The 20402-nt window shown below is 72.6% G+C and carries 20 protein-coding genes; 7 read left to right on the top strand and 13 right to left on the bottom strand.

Features of this window, described 5'->3' with window-relative positions; translation table 11 throughout:
• Positions 1–464, bottom strand: a 464-nt coding sequence (locus ACWEQG_RS30450) for a hypothetical protein (RefSeq protein ID WP_452289969.1), incomplete at its 3' end; no start/stop codon positions are given.
• Positions 465–966: 502 nt separating this feature from the next.
• The gene (locus ACWEQG_RS30445; protein WP_452289967.1) at positions 967–1614 is read right to left on the bottom strand and encodes a TetR/AcrR family transcriptional regulator; all 648 of its coding nucleotides are present in this window, start codon (positions 1612–1614) and stop codon (positions 967–969) included.
• Positions 1615–1733: 119 nt separating this feature from the next.
• Between ACWEQG_RS30445 and ACWEQG_RS30440 the strand changes: the two genes are divergently transcribed.
• Positions 1734–2126: a nuclear transport factor 2 family protein gene (locus tag ACWEQG_RS30440; protein ID WP_452289965.1), complete on the top strand. Its 393-nt coding sequence runs from the start codon at positions 1734–1736 to the stop codon at positions 2124–2126.
• Positions 2127–2153: 27 nt separating this feature from the next.
• On the opposite strand, the gene ACWEQG_RS30435 is transcribed toward ACWEQG_RS30440, so the two are convergent.
• The 6 genes from ACWEQG_RS30435 to menB form a co-directional block, all read right to left on the bottom strand.
• Positions 2154–3734, bottom strand: a complete 1581-nt coding sequence (locus ACWEQG_RS30435; RefSeq protein WP_452289963.1) for a PucR family transcriptional regulator — start codon at positions 3732–3734, stop codon at positions 2154–2156.
• A 7-nt stretch (positions 3735–3741) separates the two neighbouring features.
• Positions 3742–5061: a serine hydrolase domain-containing protein gene (locus ACWEQG_RS30430; protein ID WP_452289961.1), complete on the bottom strand. Its 1320-nt coding sequence runs from the start codon at positions 5059–5061 to the stop codon at positions 3742–3744.
• A gap of 72 nt (positions 5062–5133) precedes the next feature.
• A complete protein-coding gene (locus tag ACWEQG_RS30425) occupies positions 5134–5664 on the bottom strand; it encodes a DUF1203 domain-containing protein (protein WP_452289959.1) in 531 nt (176 codons plus the stop codon).
• 55 nt (positions 5665–5719) lie between these two features.
• Positions 5720–6358 (bottom strand): DedA family protein, encoded by a 639-nt coding sequence (locus tag ACWEQG_RS30420; RefSeq protein WP_452289957.1) that lies wholly within the window; start codon positions 6356–6358, stop codon positions 5720–5722.
• Between the two features lie 129 nt (positions 6359–6487).
• Entirely contained in the window at positions 6488–8137 is a 1650-nt protein-coding gene (menD, locus tag ACWEQG_RS30415) for a 2-succinyl-5-enolpyruvyl-6-hydroxy-3-cyclohexene-1-carboxylic-acid synthase (RefSeq protein WP_452289955.1), read from the bottom strand.
• 145 nt (positions 8138–8282) lie between these two features.
• On the bottom strand, positions 8283–9113 hold the full coding sequence (gene menB, locus ACWEQG_RS30410) for a 1,4-dihydroxy-2-naphthoyl-CoA synthase (RefSeq protein ID WP_363469616.1): 831 nt from the start codon (positions 9111–9113) through the stop codon (positions 8283–8285).
• Between the two features lie 125 nt (positions 9114–9238).
• On the opposite strand from menB, the gene ACWEQG_RS30405 reads away from it, so the two are divergent.
• The 3 genes from ACWEQG_RS30405 (at position 9239) to ACWEQG_RS30395 (ending at position 12349) form a co-directional block, all read left to right on the top strand.
• Complete coding sequence (locus ACWEQG_RS30405) at positions 9239–10366, top strand: AMP-binding protein (RefSeq protein ID WP_452289953.1); 1128 nt, start codon at positions 9239–9241, stop codon at positions 10364–10366.
• A gap of 59 nt (positions 10367–10425) precedes the next feature.
• Complete coding sequence (locus ACWEQG_RS30400) at positions 10426–10809, top strand: hypothetical protein (protein ID WP_452289951.1); 384 nt, start codon at positions 10426–10428, stop codon at positions 10807–10809.
• A gap of 169 nt (positions 10810–10978) precedes the next feature.
• Positions 10979–12349 carry an RNA polymerase sigma factor gene (locus ACWEQG_RS30395; RefSeq protein WP_452289949.1) on the top strand — a complete coding sequence of 457 codons (1371 nt, stop codon included), beginning with the start codon at positions 10979–10981 and terminating at the stop codon, positions 12347–12349.
• Positions 12350–12442: 93 nt separating this feature from the next.
• On the opposite strand, the gene ACWEQG_RS30390 is transcribed toward ACWEQG_RS30395, so the two are convergent.
• Positions 12443–13849 (bottom strand): cytochrome, encoded by a 1407-nt coding sequence (locus ACWEQG_RS30390; RefSeq protein WP_452289947.1) that lies wholly within the window; start codon positions 13847–13849, stop codon positions 12443–12445.
• Between the two features lie 137 nt (positions 13850–13986).
• Complete coding sequence (locus tag ACWEQG_RS30385; RefSeq protein ID WP_363469607.1) at positions 13987–14439, bottom strand: hypothetical protein; 453 nt, start codon at positions 14437–14439, stop codon at positions 13987–13989.
• Between the two features lie 134 nt (positions 14440–14573).
• On the opposite strand from ACWEQG_RS30385, the gene ACWEQG_RS30380 reads away from it, so the two are divergent.
• Complete coding sequence (locus ACWEQG_RS30380; RefSeq protein WP_452289945.1) at positions 14574–15140, top strand: TetR/AcrR family transcriptional regulator C-terminal domain-containing protein; 567 nt, start codon at positions 14574–14576, stop codon at positions 15138–15140.
• 366 nt (positions 15141–15506) lie between these two features.
• The gene (locus ACWEQG_RS30375; RefSeq protein ID WP_452289943.1) at positions 15507–15707 is read left to right on the top strand and encodes a DUF5999 family protein; all 201 of its coding nucleotides are present in this window, start codon (positions 15507–15509) and stop codon (positions 15705–15707) included.
• On the opposite strand, the gene ACWEQG_RS30370 is transcribed toward ACWEQG_RS30375, so the two are convergent.
• A complete protein-coding gene (locus tag ACWEQG_RS30370; RefSeq protein ID WP_452289941.1) occupies positions 15694–16290 on the bottom strand; it encodes an alpha/beta hydrolase family protein in 597 nt (198 codons plus the stop codon). The genes ACWEQG_RS30375 and ACWEQG_RS30370 overlap by 14 nt on opposite strands.
• 93 nt (positions 16291–16383) lie before the next feature.
• Between ACWEQG_RS30370 and ACWEQG_RS30365 the strand changes: the two genes are divergently transcribed.
• On the top strand, positions 16384–16791 hold the full coding sequence (locus ACWEQG_RS30365) for a hypothetical protein (RefSeq protein ID WP_452289939.1): 408 nt from the start codon (positions 16384–16386) through the stop codon (positions 16789–16791).
• Between the two features lie 15 nt (positions 16792–16806).
• Here the strand turns inward: ACWEQG_RS30365 and ACWEQG_RS30360 are convergent, their stop codons facing one another.
• Together ACWEQG_RS30360 and gcvP are read right to left on the bottom strand one after the other, a co-directional pair.
• Positions 16807–17346, bottom strand: a complete 540-nt coding sequence (locus tag ACWEQG_RS30360; RefSeq protein WP_452289938.1) for a hypothetical protein — start codon at positions 17344–17346, stop codon at positions 16807–16809.
• A gap of 91 nt (positions 17347–17437) precedes the next feature.
• Positions 17438–20263 (bottom strand): aminomethyl-transferring glycine dehydrogenase, encoded by a 2826-nt coding sequence (gcvP, locus tag ACWEQG_RS30355; protein WP_452289936.1) that lies wholly within the window; start codon positions 20261–20263, stop codon positions 17438–17440.
• Between the last annotated feature and the right edge of the window lie 139 nt (positions 20264–20402).

The raw sequence follows: 20402 nt of genomic DNA, 5'->3' as shown, positions 1-20402 counted from the left end.
TCGGGGTCCAGCACCGCCCGCAGATAACGACCCGCCTTGGCCACCTCCGCCGCACCCGCCCTGCCCGCCAGCTCCACCAGGATCGGCTCGGCCAAACCGGCCTGCTCATCCGACAGACCGGAGATCGCCGCGCAGATGGCCTCCACCACTCCCGCCGCCAACCCACCCGCGGCGAACATCTCCCGCACCCGCGGCAAACGCGCCAGCTCGACGCCCAGGGTCAGCAGCCGGCCCGCACCCGCCACGCTCATCCCGCCCGCGGTGCGCAGCCAGCTACGCGTGGAGGCATGCCCATGCCGCTTGGCCTGCCCCGCCCGATGCACCCGCCCCACCCGATCAGCGAGAGCACACGTGATCCGATCCCGGGCGAACAACAACTCCTCGGCCTCGGCCAGGCAGATGTCCACATCGTCCGGAACCGGGGCCAGCGCCAACGACTGCGCCGACTCACGAACCGAGGCCACCAGCACCCACGACGACCGGCCCTTGCCTCGACCCGTCCCGGCACCGGCCTCGGAATCACCGGCACCAGCACCGCTTTCAGCGTCGCCGGCCACACCGGCACCCGCAGAGCGAACGGACGAAACCCCAGAGTCTGCGGTTCCCGCGCGGCTGGCGCGATCACCCTTGCCCGTCCCCGGGACGGGTTGCCCGGAGAGTCGATCGCGGGCGAGGGAGTCTTCCGAGGACCACAGGGGCGAGTCGGCGATGAGCTCGTCCCACCAGTCGCCGGCTGGCGCATTCAAATGCCGAGGATGTGCAGGAGCGACTTCGATGGGCTCCATCACCTTTCCCCTCATTCGAATGCCTGTACGAATTCTTCCATCGGCCGATGCTCACGACAAGTTCGCTGACCGATTACTTGGAGTCACAGGATCGAGGCCGGATGAGCACGCAGACAAACCGGCCATGACGTGATGGGATGCCGTGCCGCCGCCTGTACCCGCACCTCGGGGAACCGTCACTTCACCGCTTCGGAGCCTGCGATGCACGGCCGGGCTGGGGTCGTAGCCCATCGAGGATGAGCTGGGCGATGTGCGCGGAGCGCGTTCGGCTGGTCTCGGCGCCGGCGTGGCGAATCGCGGCGAAGGCGCCGGCGACCAGTGCCATCACCTCGTCGGCGGTGAGATCGGGGCGCACGACGCCGGCCGCCTGCGCACGATCCAGCAGGTGCGCGACATGACAAGTGAGATCCGCCGCGACGTCCGGGGCGGCGGCGCGCAGGTCGAACTCGGCGGCCGCCAGTGCGCTTTTCACCGCTACGTTCTCGGCGCCGCTGGCCATCATCGCGGACAGCAGTGTGAACAGGGCCGCGAGATCGCCGGTCGCGGCAAGCGCTTCTGCTTCCGCGACCAGTTTCCTGAGCTCGTCGGTCGCTACGGCGAGATACAACGCTTCCTTCGTCGGGAAGTGCCGGTGGACGGTCCCGGGGCCGACGCCCGCGCGGCGGGCGATCTCGTCGAGCGAGACGCCAAGACCCTCCGCCGCGAACAGCTGCTGCGCGGTCCGCAGGACCCGCTCGTGGTTGCGGCGCGCGTCGGCCCGCAACTCCCGGTCACTCCCGTGAGACTCGGCCGACGGCGCCGGAACCTGCTGAGACGGATGGCTGGACATGTCGATATCAGCATAACCGGGGCGTCACCCCGCATAGTATGACCCTAACCGGGGCGAAGCACCGGTTAGACCCGCGCCGCTCATCCGGCCCGATCGTCAGCCACGAGGAGACCACGCCGATGACCACACGCGAGGACGCGAGCGCCCTGGTGAAGCGAATGCAGGACTGCTTCAACAGCCGGCAGTTCGACCAGGCCGCAGACCTGCACACCCCCGGCTTCTTCAGCCATCCGCTCGGGACCGCGGGCTTCGAGGCGGGAAAGGACGCCTGGCGCGCGCTCGTTGCCCGGTACCCCGCCATACGCGTCGTCGCCCAGGACATCCTGGTCGACGGTGACAGGGCCGCAGTCCGCTCGACCGTCGAGGGGATCTCGACCCCGGACGGCGATGCGCCGCCCATGCTTTTCGAGATCTTCCGCTTCGAGGAGGGCCGGTTCGCGGAGATGTGGGGGGCCAGCACGGGATTTCCGCCCTCGGACAGCCCTGAGGACGTGCACCGCCGGGTGAGCTGACCGCTTCCGCGCCCCCGTGGCGTCGTGCTACCGGCCGAAGATGCGCATCTGGAGCATGACGCTGAGCCGCGCGTCGGGGTCGGACAGGTCCAGCCCGCCGATCTCGGTCAACCGCTTGAGGCGGTAGCGGAACGTGTTGGCGTGCACGTGGACCCGCGCGGCGGCGGCGTTGACGTCGCCGAAGGCGTCCAGATAGGCCCGCAGCGTGGCGACCAGCTCGCTGCCGTGCTCGGCGTCGTACGCGAGCAGCCGTTCGTACGGCCCGGTGGGCGCCTGCTTCTCCGCCCGGACCAGGTCGGAGAACTGGAGCAGCAACGCCTCGAAGTGCACGCTCGTGTACCCGGCCGCCTGGCCGGAGGCGCCCCCGGCGCGCAGCACCCGTAGCGCCCGGTCGGCGTCGGCCCGCGACCGGGCCACCTCGGCGAGGTCGGCCGCCAAGCGGCCCACGCCGATGTTGGCCGCGTGCCGGGGGCCGACCCTGGTCAGGAAGCTCTCCGCCACGCGTACGGCCCGCGCCTCCTCCTGCCCGCCGGCCTGCAGGGGCAGCACGGCGTAGGCCACCGAGCCGACCAGCGCGGCGGCGGCCTTCGGATGGATGGCCCCGACGTGCAGGGCGAGAGCGTCGCAGAACCGCTGCCGGTCGCTCTCCAGCCGGGCGGCGTCGTCGTACGCCTCCTCGGTGAGCTGGGCCGCGAGCACGCACAGGCGTTCGCTCGCCACGCCCAGCCGGCCCGCCGCCTCCGCGGCGTCGCGGCCGCCGGCGAGCACGGTCGCCAGGAGGTCGGCGCGCAGCCGCCTGCTCGTGTCGGCCCCGGCGCGCTGCCGCAGGAGCTGCAGCGCGACGATCTTGGCGGCGTCGGCGAGGGCGCGCCGCCGCTGCTCGCTCAGCGGCTCGCGCACGGCGGCCCAGATTGAGCCGAGGATCTCGTCGCCCGAACGGACGGCCACCGCCGCCCGGTTGATCCCCTCGTCGTGCAGTTCGATGTAGATCGGCTCACGGCTCTGGTAGAGCCGGCGGAAGACGCCCCCTTCCTCCAGCATCCGCCGGTACCGCTCCGGCACCTGACGGCCGAGCACGGTCGCCACCCGCCCGGGGTCGGCCTCCTCCTGCCGCTCGGAGTACGCCAGCACCCGCGAGGAGCGGTCCTCGATGGTCACCGGCGCGTCCAGCAGCGCGCACACGGCGTTGGCCAGCGAGAACAGGCCGTCCGGCGACTCGTCCAGGAGCGGGTCCCGCAGCTCGGCCAGCAGGGAGCGCAACAGCGCCGCCACCTGGGCCCAGGACGCGGCGCGGGTGAGACCGAGCACCGCGACCCCGGTCTCCCGGACCTTCGCGCGGAGCGGCTCGTCGACCTCCACCGGCTGCTTCACGACGACGCCGGCCACCGGACCGGCCGCGTCGAGCAGGGCCCGTATCCGCTCGGCCGAGTCCACCCCGACGGCGAGCACGAGAGCCCCCTCCTGCAGCGGCGGCTCGTCCAGGGGGTCATGGATGTGCACCCCGGTGACCTCGGCGTCGAGGTCACCGGGTGAGGCGGCCACGTCGAGCACGGTACTGCCGATGTCCTCCAGGACCCGGCGCAGGCTGGCGCGCGGCCGCGTGTCCATCCCCGCCTCAGCCGACCCTGGGCGTGGCCCGCGCGCCGAGGTGGACGTACGGCGTGCCGTCGGGGAGCCGGAAGAACACGGCCGACCACCAGTCGGGCTGCCCCTGCGGGCGGCCGACGAACGTGACGTCGTCCACCGGCACGAGATCGAGGTCCATGGGCGGCTGCGCGCCGGCGAGGGCCCCGGTGGCCTCGATGTGCGTCGCCAGGGCTCCGTCGCGCGCGGTCATCGTGATCCGCGTGCCGGTTCGCTCGTAGACCCCGGCGTACCGCTCCACGTCGGTCTCGTACGGCTCGGCCGGCGGGCCGAGCACGGGCGGGACGGCCACGCCGAGCAGGTCGCCGAACAGCTCGGTGGCCACGGCGTGCTGGAAGGCGCCGGTCTGGCCGCCGTTGGCCAGCACGCACACGACGGCGCCCGCCTCGGGGACCGCCCATAGCATGGCGGCCTGGCCGATCGTGTTGCCGCCGTGCGAGATCACCCGGCGGCCGTCCCACTCGTCGAGGATCCAGCCGATCCCCCACTGCCTGCCCAGGGTGTGCGGGTTCGGGATGTCCACCTGCGGCTCCCACATCGCGCGGGGATCGGCGAGCAGGCCGCCTTCCAGATGGGCCCGGGCGAAGGCCACGACGTCGGCTGCGCGGGCGCAGATCAGCCCGGCCGGTCCCGCCGAGCGCATCAGGCCCCACATCGGCGCCGGCGCACCGTCGATGTGGCCCATGGCGGCGCGGAACCGCAGGACGTCCTCCGGCAGGGTCCAGGTGTGGGTCAGACCCAGCGGCTCGACGACCTGCTCGCGCAGCGCGGCGTCCCACACCTTGCCGGTCAGGCGCTCGACCACCCGCCCCACGACGGAGAAGCCGGAGTTGCAGTACGACTGGGTGGCCCCGAGCGGGTGGTTCTGCGCGAGGTCCGCGCACGCCTCGACGTACTTCTCCAGGCAGTCGTCGCCCCGGCCCGTGTCGAGGAACAGGTCCCCGTCGATGCCCGAGGTGTGCGACAGCAGGTGCCGGAGCGTGACCCTCTTGGTCACCTCCGGGTCCGCGACCCGGAACTCCGGCAGGATCTCCCGCACGGGGGTGTCGAGGGTGACCCGCCCCTGCTCTGCCAGCAGCATGATCTGCGTCGAGGTCCACAGCTTCGTGATCGAGCCGATCTGGAAGAGGGAGTCGGGAGTCGCATCGACGCCGGTGGCGACGTTGAGCACGCCGGCGGCGAACTCGCGGACCTCTCCCTCGTGCAGGAATGCCAGGGACGCGCCGGGGATCTCGTACTCGGCGATCAGCTCACCGAGCCGCGTCTCCCATCGTCCTGCCGCGTCAGCCATCGAAGGGTCCTTCCGTCGCCGGGGCCGTCGCCCGAACGCTAGGCGTCCTCACCGGCCGCTGCTTCGTCCGGCTCAACGAAGCGGCACGCCGTCCGTAGTGGGATTGTCCAACACGACGCGCCGTACCTCGAACAGGAAGCAGCCGAACTCCACGGCCCGCACGTGGATCACCGCCGTCTCCGGGTCCTCCAGCAGGGTGTCCAGGAGGATCGACGCCGCGAGAGGGTCGGCCGACTGGTGCGCGTCCACGAGATGCCCGTTCTGGATGGAGCCGTCGGCGCGGTAGGTGCGGAAGACCCGCCGCGGGCCGCCCATGGCCGCGGGGTAGCCCGGTGCCGGTCCCCCGCACGGCTCCTCGTGCACGAACACCGGCCCGACCTCCTCGTACGCGCCGGGGTCCGCGCCGGTCTCCAGGGCCCAGCGGCGCAGCGGCGCGTAGGCCGTGAGCAGGATCGCCTCCCCGGGCCGGGAGCGGCGCAGGCAGCAGCGCAGCGGGTTGCCGCCCTCGGTCTCGACGACGCGGCGCGGCCGGCGCCCGGCGTCGTCGGTCTTCCTCAGCTGGTCAAGCACGTCGGGCGCGATGGCCCTGATCTCGTACGTCATGCCCTCATGGTGGCCTCGCGGCCGTCCGCGGGGCTGGCGGAAAACGGACGGCGCGTCAGGAGGCGCTGACGGTCTCCGGCACGCTCTCCTCGGCGGCCGCCTTGGCGGCCTTGCGCTTCAGCCACACCGTGGTGCCGATCCCGAACAGGACGGCGATCACCAGCCCGACCCAGGAGAAGCCCTTGAGCCACTTGTCGGCCACCACGCCCAGGTAGTAGATCGCGGCCGTGGTCCCACCGGCCCACACCACGCCGCCGAGGATGTTGGCGACGAGGAAGCGCCAGTAGGGCATGTGCAGGGCGCCGGCCAGCGGCCCGGCGAGGATCCGCAGCAGGGCGATGAAGCGGCCGAAGAACACCGCCCACATGCCGTGGCGGTTGAACACCTGCTCCGCCTTGGCGATGTGCGCCGGGCCGAAGTGCTTGGGGAAGCGCCGCCCCAGACGGTCGAACAGTGGCCGTCCGCCCCGGCGGCCGATCAGGTAACCGATCGAGTCCCCGATGATCGCGCCGCCGCTCGCGCAGATCCCGACGATCAGCGGGTCCACGACTCCTCTGGACGACAGCAGCGCGGCGCTCACCAGCACGATCTCGCCCGGGAGCGGGATGCCCAGGCTCTCCAGCCCGATGACGGCGCCCACGAGCACGTAGACCCAGACGGACGGGATGGTCTGCAGCCACTCGTCGACGTGCATCTCACTCCTCATGGCGGGGAAACAGCACCCATTCTGCCGTCGCCCCGCGAGTGCGGCATCCGCCGGAAGGACCAACAGGGGTAAGCCTGCGGAAGGACGGGCGCGACCGGGCGTCCGACCTGGAAACGATCAACCGCGCATGGCGGCGCGTACGGCCTCGCGCATCGCGACGTGGACGGCCGCGTTGCGCGCCCGGTCGGTGCGCGCCTCCACCATCCGCAGGCCGTCCCCCTTGATCGCCCGGGACAGCTCCTCGGGATCCTCCACATGCGTGTACGGCAATCCGCTGGCGGCGGCCAGGTAGCCGAAGTCCACGCCGTGCGGGGTGCCGAAGACCCGCTCGAACGGGTCCTCGATCGCGGCCTGCGGCAGCAGCGAGAAGATCCCGCCGCCGTCGTTGTTCACCACCACCAGGCATAGGTCGGGCCGGGGCTCGCGCGGGCCGAGGATCAGCCCGTTCTGGTCGTGCAGGAGAGTCAGGTCGCCGATCAGCGCGTACGCCGGCCCGTTGTGGGCGAGCGCGGCCCCGACGGCGGTGGAGACCAGGCCGTCGATGCCCGAGGCGCCCCGGTTGGCCATGAGCCGCAGTCCCCGCCGGGGGCGCATGGCCTGGTCGAGGTCGCGGATCGGCATGGACGAGCCGCAGAACAGCAGCGACCCGTTGGGCAGCACCTCGACGAGGTCCCTGGCCAGCCGCGGCTCGGTCAGCCCGGAGGAGTCGAGCACCGTGTCGAGCGCCTCGCGGGCCAGCTGGTCGGCGTGCCGCCAGGCACGCAGCCAGGCGTCCCCTCCCGCGGCGATCGGGATCTCCACGGCCTGGGCCACCTGGGTCGCCGAACGCGTCGGGTCGGGCCACCGGGTCAGGTCGGGGGCCACGACGATGTGCTCCTCGGCCCGGCGCAGCCACGACAGCAGCGGGCGCGACAGCCCGGGGCGGCCGAGGGTGACCACGACGTCCGGCCGGTGGGCGTCGGCCCACTCCTGGTCGCCCAGCAGGAAGTGGTAGGTCGAGATCGCGTGGTCGCCGTACCGGCCGCCGCCGTTGGGCTCCGACAGCACGGGCCAGCCCGCCATGCCCGCGGCGGCGACGTACCGCCGCACGTTGGCGGCGCCGTCGCCGACCACCAGCACGCCGCGCCGGGTCGGCGGGATGTGCAGGGCGGCGGAGGGCGGCGCGACCCGCGCCCTCATCCACGAGCCCGCGGCGTCGCCGTCGAGGGGCTCGCACCAGCTCGCGTCGCCGTCCGGGATCAGCGGCTCGCGGAAGGCCACGTTGAGGTGGACGGGACCGGGGTCCGGCGGCCCCGCGGCGCGCTGGCAGGCCCGGCACACCAGAGAGCGCCAGTAGGCCACCTGGCCGGGCCGCTCCTCCGGCACGCCGACCTCGGCGAACCAGCGCACGGCCGAGCCGTACAGCTTGACCTGGTCGATCGTCTGGTTGGCGCCGGTGCCGCGCAGTTCGGGCGGCCGGTCGGCGGTCAGCAGGAGCAGCGGCACCCCCGACTCCGACGCCTCGATCACGGCGGGGTGGAAGTTGGCCGCGGCCGTGCCGGAGGTGCAGATCAGGGCCACCGGCCGCTCGGACCTCTTGGCCAGGCCGAGCGCTAGGTACGAGGCCGAGCGCTCGTCGACGCGCACGTGCAGCCGCAGCCGCGACTCGCCATGCGCGGCGAGCGCCAGCGGCGCGGACCGGGAGCCGGGGGCGAGCACCACGTCGGTGACCCCGCAGCGCACCAGTTCGTCGATCAGGACGGTCGAGAGAGCGGTCGCCGGGTTCACCGCCGCGCCTCCAGAACGCCCAGATCCAGAACGCCCAGACCGGCCCGGTTTGTGTCCACCCGCCCGTCTCCTCCCGTTCCCGCAGCCGCAAGCGTACGGCAAAACGGAGAGGCCGCCGTCATCCCGCGGCCTCTCCCGGAGCCCGTCAGGGCCGGCGGGGGTACTTCGAGAAGTCCGGCTTGCGCTTCTCCTTGAACGCGTCGCGGCCCTCCTGGGCCTCCTCGCTCATGTAGTAGAGCAGCGTCGCGTCGCCGGCGAACTGCTGCATGCCGGCCGCGCCGTCGGTCACCGCGTTGAGCGCGCCCTTCAGCATGCGCAGCGCGAGGGGCGACTTCTCCAGCAGCTCGCGGGCCCACTGGACGGTCTCCTCCTCCAGGCGCTCCAGCGGCACGACGGCGTTGACCAGGCCCCACTGGAGCGCGGTCTGGGCGTCGTACTGACGGCACAGGTACCAGATCTCGCGGGCCCGCTTGAGACCCACGGTCTCGGCGAGCAGCCAGGAGCCGTACCCGCCGTCGAACGAGCCCACCTTGGGACCGGTCTGGCCGAACTTCGCGTTGTCGGCGGCGATCGTCAGGTCGCAGCAGACGTGCAGCACGTGGCCGCCGCCGATCGCGTAGCCCGCCACCATCGCGATGACCGGCTTGGGGCAGCGACGGATCTGCACCTGCAGGTCCAGGACGTTGAGCCGGCCGATGCCGTGGGTCTTGTCGTCCACGTAGCCGTCGTCGCCGCGGATCTTCTGGTCGCCGCCGGAGCAGAACGCCTTGTCCCCGGCGCCGGTGAAGATGATCACACCGACCTCGGTGTCCTCCTGGGCCCGGTCGAAGGCCGCGCGGAGCTCGAACAACGTCGTGGGGCGGAAGGCGTTGTGCCGCTCGGGGCGGTTGATCGTGATCTTCGCCATCCCCTCGGCGGTCTCGTAGATGATGTCCTCGTACTCGCCCGACCGCTTCCAGTCGACCCCGCTCGTCACACCCACTCCTTCGTCAACACCAACCAGGCGTCGTCACCTGCCAGGCGGCGGCGTGCGGCCACCGCGCCGGGACTAACCTTACGACCGTGCTCAGCCCTCCCGGACACCGCCCAGGACAGCGACCCGTGCACGCCCTCGTCCTGCCTCCGGGGCCCGCCCTGTCGGAGGCCGTACGGCAGGCCCTGACCGGCGACGGGCCCGCCGTGCTGCCGCTGTCCCCGGATCTGCCCCGGCCCGCGCTGGAGGCGACGCTCGCCGCGCTGCGGCCCACCCACGTCGTCACCGCCGACGGCGTGCGGCGCGAGCCGGACGGGGAGCCGTCCGACGCGGCGCTGATCATCGCGACCTCCGGCTCCACCGGCGCCCCCAAGGGCGTGGAACTGACGGCAGAGGCGCTGCTCGCCTCGGCCCGGGCCTCGCTGTCCAGGCTCGGCGCCCGCGAGGGCGACCGCTGGCTGTGCTGCCTGCCGCCGTCGCACATCTCCGGCGCGCAGGTGCTCATCCGGTCGCTGCTGTCCGGCACCGAGCCGACCATCCATCCCCGCTTCTCCCCCGCCGAGGTCATCGCGAGCCGGGCCGACTACGTCTCGCTGGTCCCCACCCAGGTGCGGCGCGTGCTCGACGCGGGCGCGGACCTCACGGCCTTCCCCGTGATCCTGCTCGGCGGGGCCGCCGCTCCCGCCGGCCTGCTCGCCGAGGCCCGCGCCGCCGGGCTCCGGGTCGTCACCTCGTACGGCATGAGCGAGACGAGCGGCGGCTGCGTGTACGACGGCGTGCCGCTGGACGGCGTCGAGGTCAAGATCGGCGGCGACGGACGGGTGCGGATCTCGGGTTCGGTGCTGTTCTCGGGCTACCGGCTGCGCGAGGACCACCCCTTCGAGGGCGGCTGGTTCGTCACCTCCGACCTCGGCCGGATGGAGAACGGGCGGCTCACCGTGCTCGGCCGGGCGGACGACGTGATCAACACCGGCGGCCGGAAGGTCGTGTCCGGCGCGGTCGCCGAGGTCCTGGCCGGGCACCCGGCCGTACGCGACGTCGTGGTGGTGGGCAGGCCCGACCCCGAGTGGGGTGAGATCGTGGTCGCCGTCGTGGTCGCGGGGGACGCCCGCGAGGTCACGCTCGACGAGCTGAGGGGCTTCGCCAAGGAGCGGCTGCCCGCCTACGCCGCGCCGCGCGCCCTCGAGCTGGTGTCCCAGATTCCCCTCCTTCCGAACGGCAAACCGGATATGGTCGCACTGAAGAACCGGAAGTGAAGATCCGGAACCGCGGGTGACCGTCGTGCGTCTATGAGAGCGGGGGAAGGGGACGCCGCATGCAACCGATCCGCCTCACGCCGGCGCACAAGATGATGGCCTCCGCCGTGCTCGTCGGCGTCGTCATCGTGGGCGGCGCGTCGGTCACCGCGGCCGCGTTCGCCGGGCGCCTGGACGACGTCGCGAAGGCGGGCGACGCCCCCGCCGCCAAGCTCGGCCCGGCGGGTCGCGGCCACGGGGGATCGAGCGAGATCCTCCCGGCCGACTCCGGCCGCGGCGGCTTCACCGGGTCCAGGTCCACTCCCGGTGCCGACCCGGACGTGGTGTCCGAGGCGCTCACGGACGACCCGGACGGGGTTTCCGGCTACTGGACCCCCGAGCGCATGGAGGACGCCGATCCCATGCCGATGCCCGAGGTCAGCGTCACCATCATCCCCGACTGACGGCACCTGCCGGCCGGGCCGCCCGGCCGGATCCACCGCCCTCCCCCGCGGGGTGAGGGAACAAACCAGGCGCGAGAGCGTTATTGATACTGGTGCGCTGAGCCGCCGGACGCCGCGCCCCGATCGCAAGCATTCGAAACCATGAACTCCGCAAGGAGGAGGTGTCCTCATGCCCCGGACCGCCGTGGCGGCCTCGCCCGAGCGCGAGGTGACCCCGACGACGCTCGACCTGCTGCTGGAGCGAGGCCGTGCGCAGGGTCGCCTTTCCCTGTCGGAGCTGCGCGAGGCCTTCGCCAAGGCCGGCGTCAGCCCCGTCGAGGGCCGCTCGATCCTGCGCGAGCTGACCGAGGCGGGCGTGAACCTGGCCGCCGACACCCTCACGGACAACGGCGCGCCGGGCGGCACCGCCCCCGAGGGCACCCAGAAGGGCAAGGCTCCCGCCAGGAAGTCACGCCGGGCCGCCCAGGCCGAGGCCGCCAAGAAGGGCGCGCCCGCCGCCAGGAACGCCGCGAAGAAGACGGCCAAGGCCGCCGACGAGGAGCCGTACGACGAGGAGCTGCAGGCCGACGAGACCGAGGCCGAGGAGAGCGAGACGCTCGACCTCGACGACACCTCGTCGGTCATGGGCGACTCGGTGCACACCTACCTGAAGTCCATCGGCCGCCGCACCCTGCTCACCGCCGCCCAGGAGGTGGAGCTGGCCAAGCGCATCGAGGCCGGGCTGTACGCCGAGTACAAGCTCGAGACCGCCGTGGAAAACGGCGAGCGCCTCGCGCCGGGCGTCCGCGAGGACCTGGAGTGGGTCATCGAGGACGGCAGGCGGGCCAAGGACCACATGCTGGAGGCCAACCTCCGCCTGGTCGTGTCGGTGGCCAAGAAGTACACCGACCGCGGCATGGCCCTGCTCGACGTCGTGCAGGAGGGCAACCTCGGCCTGATCCGCGCGGTCGAGAAGTTCGACTACACCAAGGGCTACAAGTTCTCGACGTACGCCATGTGGTGGATCCGGCAGGCCATCCAGCGTGGCTTCGCCGACTCTGCCCGTACGATCCGGCTGCCCGTCCACGTGCTGGAGATGCTGTCGAAGCTGTCGCGCGTCGAGCGTGACATGCACCAGCGGCTCGGCCGGGAGCCCACGCCGGAGGAGCTGGCCGTCGAGCTGGACAAGACCCCGGACCAGATCGAGGAGCTGCTGCGGACCAGCCGGCAGCCGATCAGCCTCGACTCGACCATCGGCGAGGACGGCGAGACCCGGATCGGCGACCTCATCGAGGACGTCGACTCCCCCGAGGCGTCCGAGGTCGTGGACCGGCAGCTGCTGGCCGAGCAGCTCAAGGGCGTGCTGAGCAACCTGTCGCCGCGCGAGGCCAAGATCATGAGCCTGCGCTTCGGACTGGCCGACGGCAAGCCGCACACGCTGGACGAGATCGGCAAGCACCTGGGCCTGACCCGGGAGCGGATCCGCCAGCTCGAGAAGGAGTCGCTGTCCAAGCTGCGCCACCCGAGCAACACCCGCCCGCTGCTCGACTGGGCCAGCTGAGATCTGGGCCAGCTGAGATCTGGGCCGGCTGAGACTGGGCTCGGACACGAGTACGGCCCGCGTCCCCGTGAGGGGGCGCGGGCCGTACGGCTTTCACGCCACCGGCTGGTCGTCCCGCCGTCCGCCCCGGAGCCTGCGCAGGAAGGTCCACAGCGAGGACCGTGCGCCCCGGCCCTCGCCGTCGGCGGGGGCGCCGGACCGCTGCTCGCCGGCCTCCCCGCCCGCGCTACCCGTGCTCTGCGCCTCGCTCCTGCCGCGTGGCCCGAACGCCGGCCGCACCTCGTACTGCACGGGCAGGGAGCGCAGCGCCCGCATGAAGGGAGAAGGGCGCCAGGGCAGCTGGTCGGGCGGCAGCGCGAGGCCCAGCGCCGCGAACCGCTCGAGCAGCCGCCGCACGGCGATCGTGGTGATCTGGGTCGCCAGCCGCCGGCTCGGGCATCGGTGCGGGCCCGCGCCCCACGACAGGTGCGCGCGGGTGCTGCGCACGGTGTCGTCGCTCAGCGCCGCGGCGATCCGCGGGTCGTGGTTCGCCGCCGCGACCGACAGCAGCACGGGGTCGCCCGCGGCGATCGTGAAGTTCCCCAGCTTCGCGTCCGCCCTGGCGTAGCGGAGGGTGACGTTGGCGATCGCCGGTTTCAGCATCGCGACCCGGTTCACCACCTCCTCGATCGCCCCCGTCGACAACGTCGCCCGCAGCCGCGGGTTGGTGACCACTTCGACCACCGCGTTGCAGATCAGGCTGCCGGTGAAGTCGAGGAAGGCGGGCAGCAGGAACAGCTCGCGGGCCAGCTCGTCGTCGGTGAAATCCGGCTTGGCGGCGAGCAGGTAGGAGGGGACGTCCTCGCCGGGCCGTCTCCGCTTGACCGTCGCGAGTTCCAGGAAGGTGGCGTAGAGCCGCTGGAACGCCCCGCCGGAGTCCGGGCCGTCCAGCAGGCGCCACAGGTCCATCACCAGGTCGTCGCCGCGGCCGATGCTGATGCCGAACAGGTGGCCTGCGACCATCAGCGGCAGCGGCCGCCCGTACTGCGCGGACAGGTCCGCGAGCCCTGTGGACGTGCCCTCCGCGATGACGTCGATGAGCTCGTCGCAGTAGCGCAGGATGGCACGGTCCATCGCCTGTGCCTGCGGATGAGCGGGATCCTGGTACGGCCGGAGGGCGGCGTCCCAGGCCGCGCGGCCCGCACGGTGCCTGTCCCCGTCCTGGAACCCGGTGTTGTCCGCCGCGAGCAGGGTCAGCGGCGGCCAGTCGGCGGGCACCCGGCCCTCGGTGTACGCCCGCCAGTTGGCCACGCACTTGCTCCAGCGCTCGCCCGCGTTCTGCAGGACGTGCAGCACCTCGTCGTAGCCGAGGACGAACCACACGGGCACACCGAGGAGATCGACCGGCGCCACCGGGCCGTAGGCGCTCCGGAGATGTTCGTGGACGAGCGCGGGTTCGGTGTCGTACTCCCTGGTGAGCAGGGGTTCCAGCGGTGACGACGCCAGCGAGTCGGGGATCACGGGGACGACCTGCCTTCCTGGTCCCGAGCCCCTGACGCTCGGCTCGGGTGTGAGGCGGAATCGTAGACCCTCGCGGCTCCCGTGTCAGGAGCCGCGATCACCGTCGTCGCGCCGGCGTGCGGTGCCGCCGGGCAGACTCAGCGACCTGCCGAGGCCAGGCCCTTGCGCACGTCGCGCGGGGTCAGGCGGGCGGGGTCGCCCGTCTTGCCGGCACGGGGCACCCGCGGGATGCCGCTGAGGCGGTGCGCCTCGCGCAGCGTGCGCAGCCGGTTCACCTCGTCGGTCCACAACGCGCCGTCGGGGGTGGCCCTCGCCTTACGCCGGGCGATCCTGCTGTCGTAGGACTTCACGCCGTAGGTGGCACGCTGTCCCGCCTCGGCCGCGCGCAGCGCCTCGGTCAGCGCCGTGTCGAGGCCCAGAGCCGCCTCACGGAGCTCGGGGAGCGGCACGCCCGCCGCCTTCGCCTCCTGGAACCGCCGCTGCGCCGCCCGGAGCTTGTCCAGCACGTGGTCGAAGTTCTTCCGGGTCTCCAGATCCGCGTGGTAGCGGACCTCCGCCTCCCGGCTCACCCGCGGACGGAAAAACGCCATCGTCAGCCCCTTCGTATCGGCTCGCGCATCGAACTCACGTCGCAAGCGGTAGCGTACGCGCTCCGCACGGAGGCCCGTACCGCAGGGTGCGCCGCCCTTTACGAAGTAAGGCGAGATGTGGCAGCATGATCGCCATGCCTGCCAAGCGACCGCCCGTCCCCCTGTCCCGGGAGCGGATCATCGACGCCGCCCTGCACATCGCCGACGGCCAGGGTCTGCGCCGGCTGACCATGCGCAGGCTCGGCGACGCCCTCCAGGTGGAGGCCATGGCCATCTACCACCACCTGCCGCGAGGCAAGGAGGCGCTGATGGACGCCCTCGCCGAGCATGTGACGACCGTGGAGGTCGATCCGGCCGGCGCGGCCACCTGGCAGGACAGGGCGCGGGCCTGGGCCCGCGCGAGCCGCGCCGCGCTGCTGGAACACCCGGGGGTGCTGTCGCTGGCCCTGACCAAGCCCCCGAAGGGGTCGGCCCTCATCGCGATCAGGGAGCAGACCGAGCAGCTGCGCGAGTCGGGGATCGGCGACCCGGCCGGAGCGGTCCGCGCGCTGCGGGCCTACGTGTTCGGCAGCGTGGCCGTGGAGGTCCAGCAGTCGGGGTGGGCCGACCCGGACGCCGAGGTGCGCGACGCGCGCACCGCCGAGGGCGAGCGCGACTTCGAGCACGGCCTCGACGCGCTGATCACCGGCCTGGGCGGCTGAGGCATCGGATTTCCGGGCCGTCCGCATCAGTTCCGCCCGGCGGCCGAAATCTGTGATCTCCCGGTTACCGGGCCGTCGGCGTGTCGAGGCCGGACCGTTGCCTGCAATGGGGCATTCTTGTGTACTAGGTCACATCAGTGCGCGCGAGCCTGCTCGGGGTGCGGCCGGGTCCCCAGCCCGACCGGCGGAAATGCTCCGAACGGACTATGTCGTACGGATGCGGCCGAGCCGCAAACTGGTGTAGTCCAGTGTGGTGTTCGTCATACCGAGCGCCTCGCACCCTGAACGAGGACACTCGTGACGGCACCCGCGGGACGCCCGCAAGACAAAACGAGCGAACGAACGAAAAGACACGGAGCCCCGGCGATGTGCCCTCATGAACCGGCCTGTCCCACCGCGGACGCGAAGGACCGAGAAGCCGCCCGCACGATAGCGTGTCACCCCGAGCAGGGCTGGAGTCTGCTCTGCAACGGTGTCGTGCTGTTCGAGGACACCGGCGAACTGCTGCCGGACGGCGGCATCATCGCCCCGCACCGCCCCACCGACATGGCCATCAGCGCCGCCTAGGCGGCAGCAGCCACTGCGCCACCACCTCGCCCACCCGGGCGGGGTCCTTCTTGAACTCGTGTCCCTCCCCCGGGAGGACCACGAGACGTGCGGCGTCCTTCTCGTCCGGCACGCCGAACGGATCCCGATCCCCGTTGACCACGAGCACGGGGGTCCCCGCCTGCCGTAGTTCTTCCGCCCGTGAGCGTTCCGGCTTCCCCGGCGGGTGCAGCGGGAACGCGAGCGCCACCACCGCCTCGGCCCCGGCGGCGCGCGCGGTGCGGCAGGCCACGCGCGCGCCGTTGCTCCGCCCGCCCTGGACGAACGGCAGGCCCGGATGGCGCTCCCGGATCGCGGCGACGATCGACAGCCACGCCTCGTCCTGCTTGACCGCCGACCCGGGCGCCCGCGCGCCGCGCAGCCGGAACGGCTGGACCACCCGGGCGACCGTCGCCCCCGCGGCGAGCACCGCGTCACGTACGGCGAGCAGGTCGGGCGCGTCCACACCTCCCCCGGATCCGTGGGTCAGGACCAGCAGCAGCCGGGGATCGGGCGCCTCGTCCACCTCGGCCAGGGCGCGGCCGTGCGGGGTCTCGATCTCCATGGCGGTGACGGTAGCGGGTCCGACCGGAGCAGGAGGAGGCGACCCTCCGATCGGAGGATGGCAGGCCCCCGAGGAAGGGGACAGAATGTCATGGTGCCGGACATCGCATCGCAGCCGCCGCCCGCGACCGGGCGCCCCGTCCCCCCGCCGTCCGCGGCGCCGTCGACCCGTGAGGACCTGCGCGCCGTCATGGCGGCCCGCCGCGACCTCGGTCCGGAGTACGAGGACGCACTGGTCGACTCGTTCCTCGACAAGCTCGACGTGGAGATCGCCGCGCGGGTGCGTAACGAGGTGGCGGCCCAGCTACGTCAGCAGCCGCCGGGGAGCCAGCCCAAGCAGAAGGACGGCGCCGTCGGCGTGGCCATCGGGTCGCTGGCCCTCGGCATCCCCCTGACCGGGATCGCGGGGGCCGCCGGTCATCTTCCCGGCATGGTCCTCGCCTGGGGCGGGATCATCGCGGTCAACGTCGCCTACGCCCTCGGCCGCCGCAACCAGCGCTGAGCCCTGCCCGGCGGATCAGCCCTCCACGACGCCTTCCATGGCGGGGCGCACGTCCCGCCCGAGGCGCAGCCGCACCTGCTCGGCGAGCGCCGCATCGGGGTGGTCGAGGCCGTAGCGCCACACGGTCTCCGCGTCGCCGTCGCGGCCGCGCAGCGGCAGCGTGCGGGCCAGCAGTTCGATCGCGAGCGCGCCGGTGCCGGCGTCGGCCCCCTCCTGGCGGCTGTCCTCCACGGCCCCGGCGAACTGCGCGCACGCCATCTCCAGATGGGCCAGGCCGAGCAGCACCCGCAAGCGCGCCGGGTCGGCCACCGCGCTGACCGACAGCGCCTCCAGCAGGACGTCGGCGGCCCGCTCGGGCTCGCCGTCCTCCAGCAGCCGCTCGGCCATGCGCTCGACCACGACGGACAGGCCCTCGCCGGCCTCGGGGTCCGGCGCGGCCTCGTCCGCGGCGAGTTCCGCGAAGATCGCGGCCGCGCCGTCGAGGTCGCCGCCCTCGGCGAGCCGGCGCGCGTGGTCGAGCCGGTCGGACCGCCGCCCGGATTCGATGGCCGTCATACAGGGGCCTCGCATGGTCGCAGGTGATGAGGAACGATCACCGCGATCTTAACGAGACCGGCCGCCGGGCGGGGCCGACATACTCAACTGATCAGTCCTCGTACGCCTCGAGGGGCGGGCAGGAGCAGACGAGGTTGCGGTCGCCGTACGCCTGGTCGATCCGGCGCACCGGCGACCAGTACTTGTCGTCCCGCAGGCCGGGCACGGGGTAGGCCGCGACCGCCCGCGAGTACGGGTGGGTCCACTCGTCGGCGGTGAGGCACTCGGCCGTGTGCGGGGCGTTGCGCAGCGGGTTGTCGGTCTTGTCGAACTCGCCCGAAGCCACCTTGGCGATCTCGCCCCGGATGGCGATCATCGCGTCGGCGAACCGGTCGAGCTCGGCCAGGTCCTCGCTCTCCGTCGGCTCGATCATCAGCGTTCCGGCGACGGGGAACGACATGGTCGGCGCGTGGAAGCCGTAGTCGATCAGGCGCTTGGCCACGTCGTCCACCGTGACGCCGGTCTCCTTGGTGATCTGGCGCAGGTCGACGATGCACTCGTGGGCGACCAGGCCGTCCCTGCCGGTGTACAGCACCGGGTAGTGCGGCGCCAGCCGCCGGGCGAGGTAGTTGGCCGACAGGATCGCCTGCTCGGTGGCCTGCCGCAGCCCGTCGCCGCCCATCATCCGGACGTACGCCCAGGAGATCGGCAGGATGCCCGCCGAGCCGTACGGCGCGGCCGACACGTGCGCCGGGAGGTGCTCGGCGAGGTGGGCCTTGACGGCCACCGGGCCGACGCCGGGCCCGCCGCCGCCGTGCGGGATGCAGAAGGTCTTGTGCAGGTTCAGGTGGGAGACGTCCGCGCCGAACTCGCCCAGCTTGGCCAGGCCCACCAGCGCGTTGAGGTTGGCCCCGTCCACGTAGACCTGCCCGCCGGCCTCGTGCACCCGCTCGCAGATCTCGACGATCGTCTCCTCGTACACGCCGTGCGTGGACGGGTAGGTCACCATGATCGCGGCGAGCGCGTCGCGGTGCTTGTCGATCTTGGCGGCGAGGTCGGCGAGGTCGACGTTGCCGTTCTCGTCACATGCCACCACGACCACCCGCATGCCCGCCATGACCGCGCTCGCGGCGTTGGTGCCGTGCGCGGAGGACGGGATGAGGCACACGTCACGGCCGTCCTCGCCCCTGGAGCGGTGGTAGGACCTGATCGCCAGCAGCCCGGCGAACTCGCCCTGGGAGCCCGCGTTCGGCTGGATCGACACCCGGTCGTAGCCGGTGACCTCGGCCAGCCAGCCCTCCAGGGTCGCGATCAGCTCGGCGTACCCCTCGGCCTGCTCGGCGGGCGCGAACGGGTGGATGGAGGCGAACTCCGGCCAGGTGACGGGCTCCATCTCGGTGGTCGCGTTGAGCTTCATCGTGCACGAGCCCAGCGGGATCATCGAGCGGTCGAGCGCGATGTCCTTGTCCTGCAGGCGCCGCAGGTAGCGCAGCATGGCCGTCTCGGACCGGTAGGCGTGGAACACCGGGTGGGTGAGGAAGTCAGAGGTCCGCTGCAGACCGGCGGGGACGGCGTCGGGCGTCACCCGGTCGAGGTCCTCCACCACGACCTGCCCGACGCCGAACGCCTCCCACACGGCCCTCAGGTGACCGGTGGTGGTCTTCTCGTCGCAGGCGACGCCGACGTGATCGTCGTCCGCGAGGCGCAGGTTCACGCCCTGCTCGGCGGCGGCGGTCACGACCTGGGCGGCCCGCCCGGGCACGCGGGCGAGCACGGTGTCGAAGAACTCGTCGTGGACGACCTCCACGCCGCCCTCGCGCAGCCCGGCGGCGAGCACGGCGGCGTGCCGGTGCGCCCGCTGGGCGATCCTCTTCAGGCCGTCCGGGCCGTGGTAGACGGCGTACATGGACGCCATGACCGCGAGCAGGACCTGCGCGGTGCAGATGTTGCTGGTGGCCTTCTCACGCCGGATGTGCTGCTCGCGGGTCTGCAGGGCGAGCCGGTAGGCCGTGCGGCCGTCGGCGTCCACCGAGACGCCGACCAGACGGCCCGGCATCTGCCGCTGCAGGCCCTCGCGGACCGCCATGTAGGCCGCGTGGGGGCCGCCGTAGCCCAGCGGGACCCCGAAGCGCTGGGAGGAGCCGACGGCGATGTCGGCGCCCTGCTCCCCGGGGGACTCCAGCAGGGTCAGCGCCAGCAGGTCGGCCGCGGCCACGAGCTGCGCCCCCTGGGCGTGGGCCCGCTCGGCGACCGCGCGGAAGGACGCCACCCGGCCGCTCGCGCCCGGATACTGCACGAGGACCCCGAAGCACTCGGGCAGCTCACCGGTGAGGTCGGACTCCACCAGCGTGATGCCGAGCGGCTCGGCGCGGGTCGCCAGCACGGCCTTGGTCTGCGGCAGCGCGTCGGCGTCCACCACGAACACGTCGGTCTTGACCTTGCTCGCCCGCCGGGCCAGGGTCATCGCCTCGGCCGCGGCGGTCGCCTCGTCCAGCAGGGAGGCACCGGCGACGTCGAGGCCGGTGAGGTCGGACACGACCGTCTGGAAGTTCAGCAGCGCCTCCAGCCGCCCCTGCGAGATCTCCGGCTGGTACGGCGTGTACGCCGTGTACCAGCCCGGGTTCTCCAGCACGTTGCGCAGGACGACGCCCGGCGTGATCGTGTCGTGGTAGCCGAGGCCGATCATCGGGGTCAGCACCCGGTTGCGGCCCGCGAGGGCGCGCAGTTCGGCCAGGGCCTCGGCCTCCCCCACCGCCTCGGGCAGGTTCAGCGGACCGCGCGTGCGGATCGCCTCGGGCACGGCCACCGCGACCAGGTCGGCCACCGACTCGTAGCCGACGGCCTCGAGCATCCGGGCCCTGCCGGCCTCCGAGGGGCCGATGTGACGGGTCGCGAACGGCGGAGCGGAAAGATCGCGGAGCGTGGACCGATCGGTCATGACAGGGGCCTCCTGGACGGGGTCGAGACCTGCGGCGACCGCCCGCCGCCCTGGGTGGCGCGGCCGGTCGTGAAGCGGTCTCCCCCTCTGTCATCGGACCTGAGAGCTTCACCGGGCCGTCGAGCCCGATTTTCCCCTT

The organism is Microbispora sp. NPDC004025 (genome assembly GCF_053604425.1).
The sequence above is the reverse complement of the archived record's forward strand: the minus strand, read 5'-3'. Positions and strand labels throughout refer to the sequence as shown.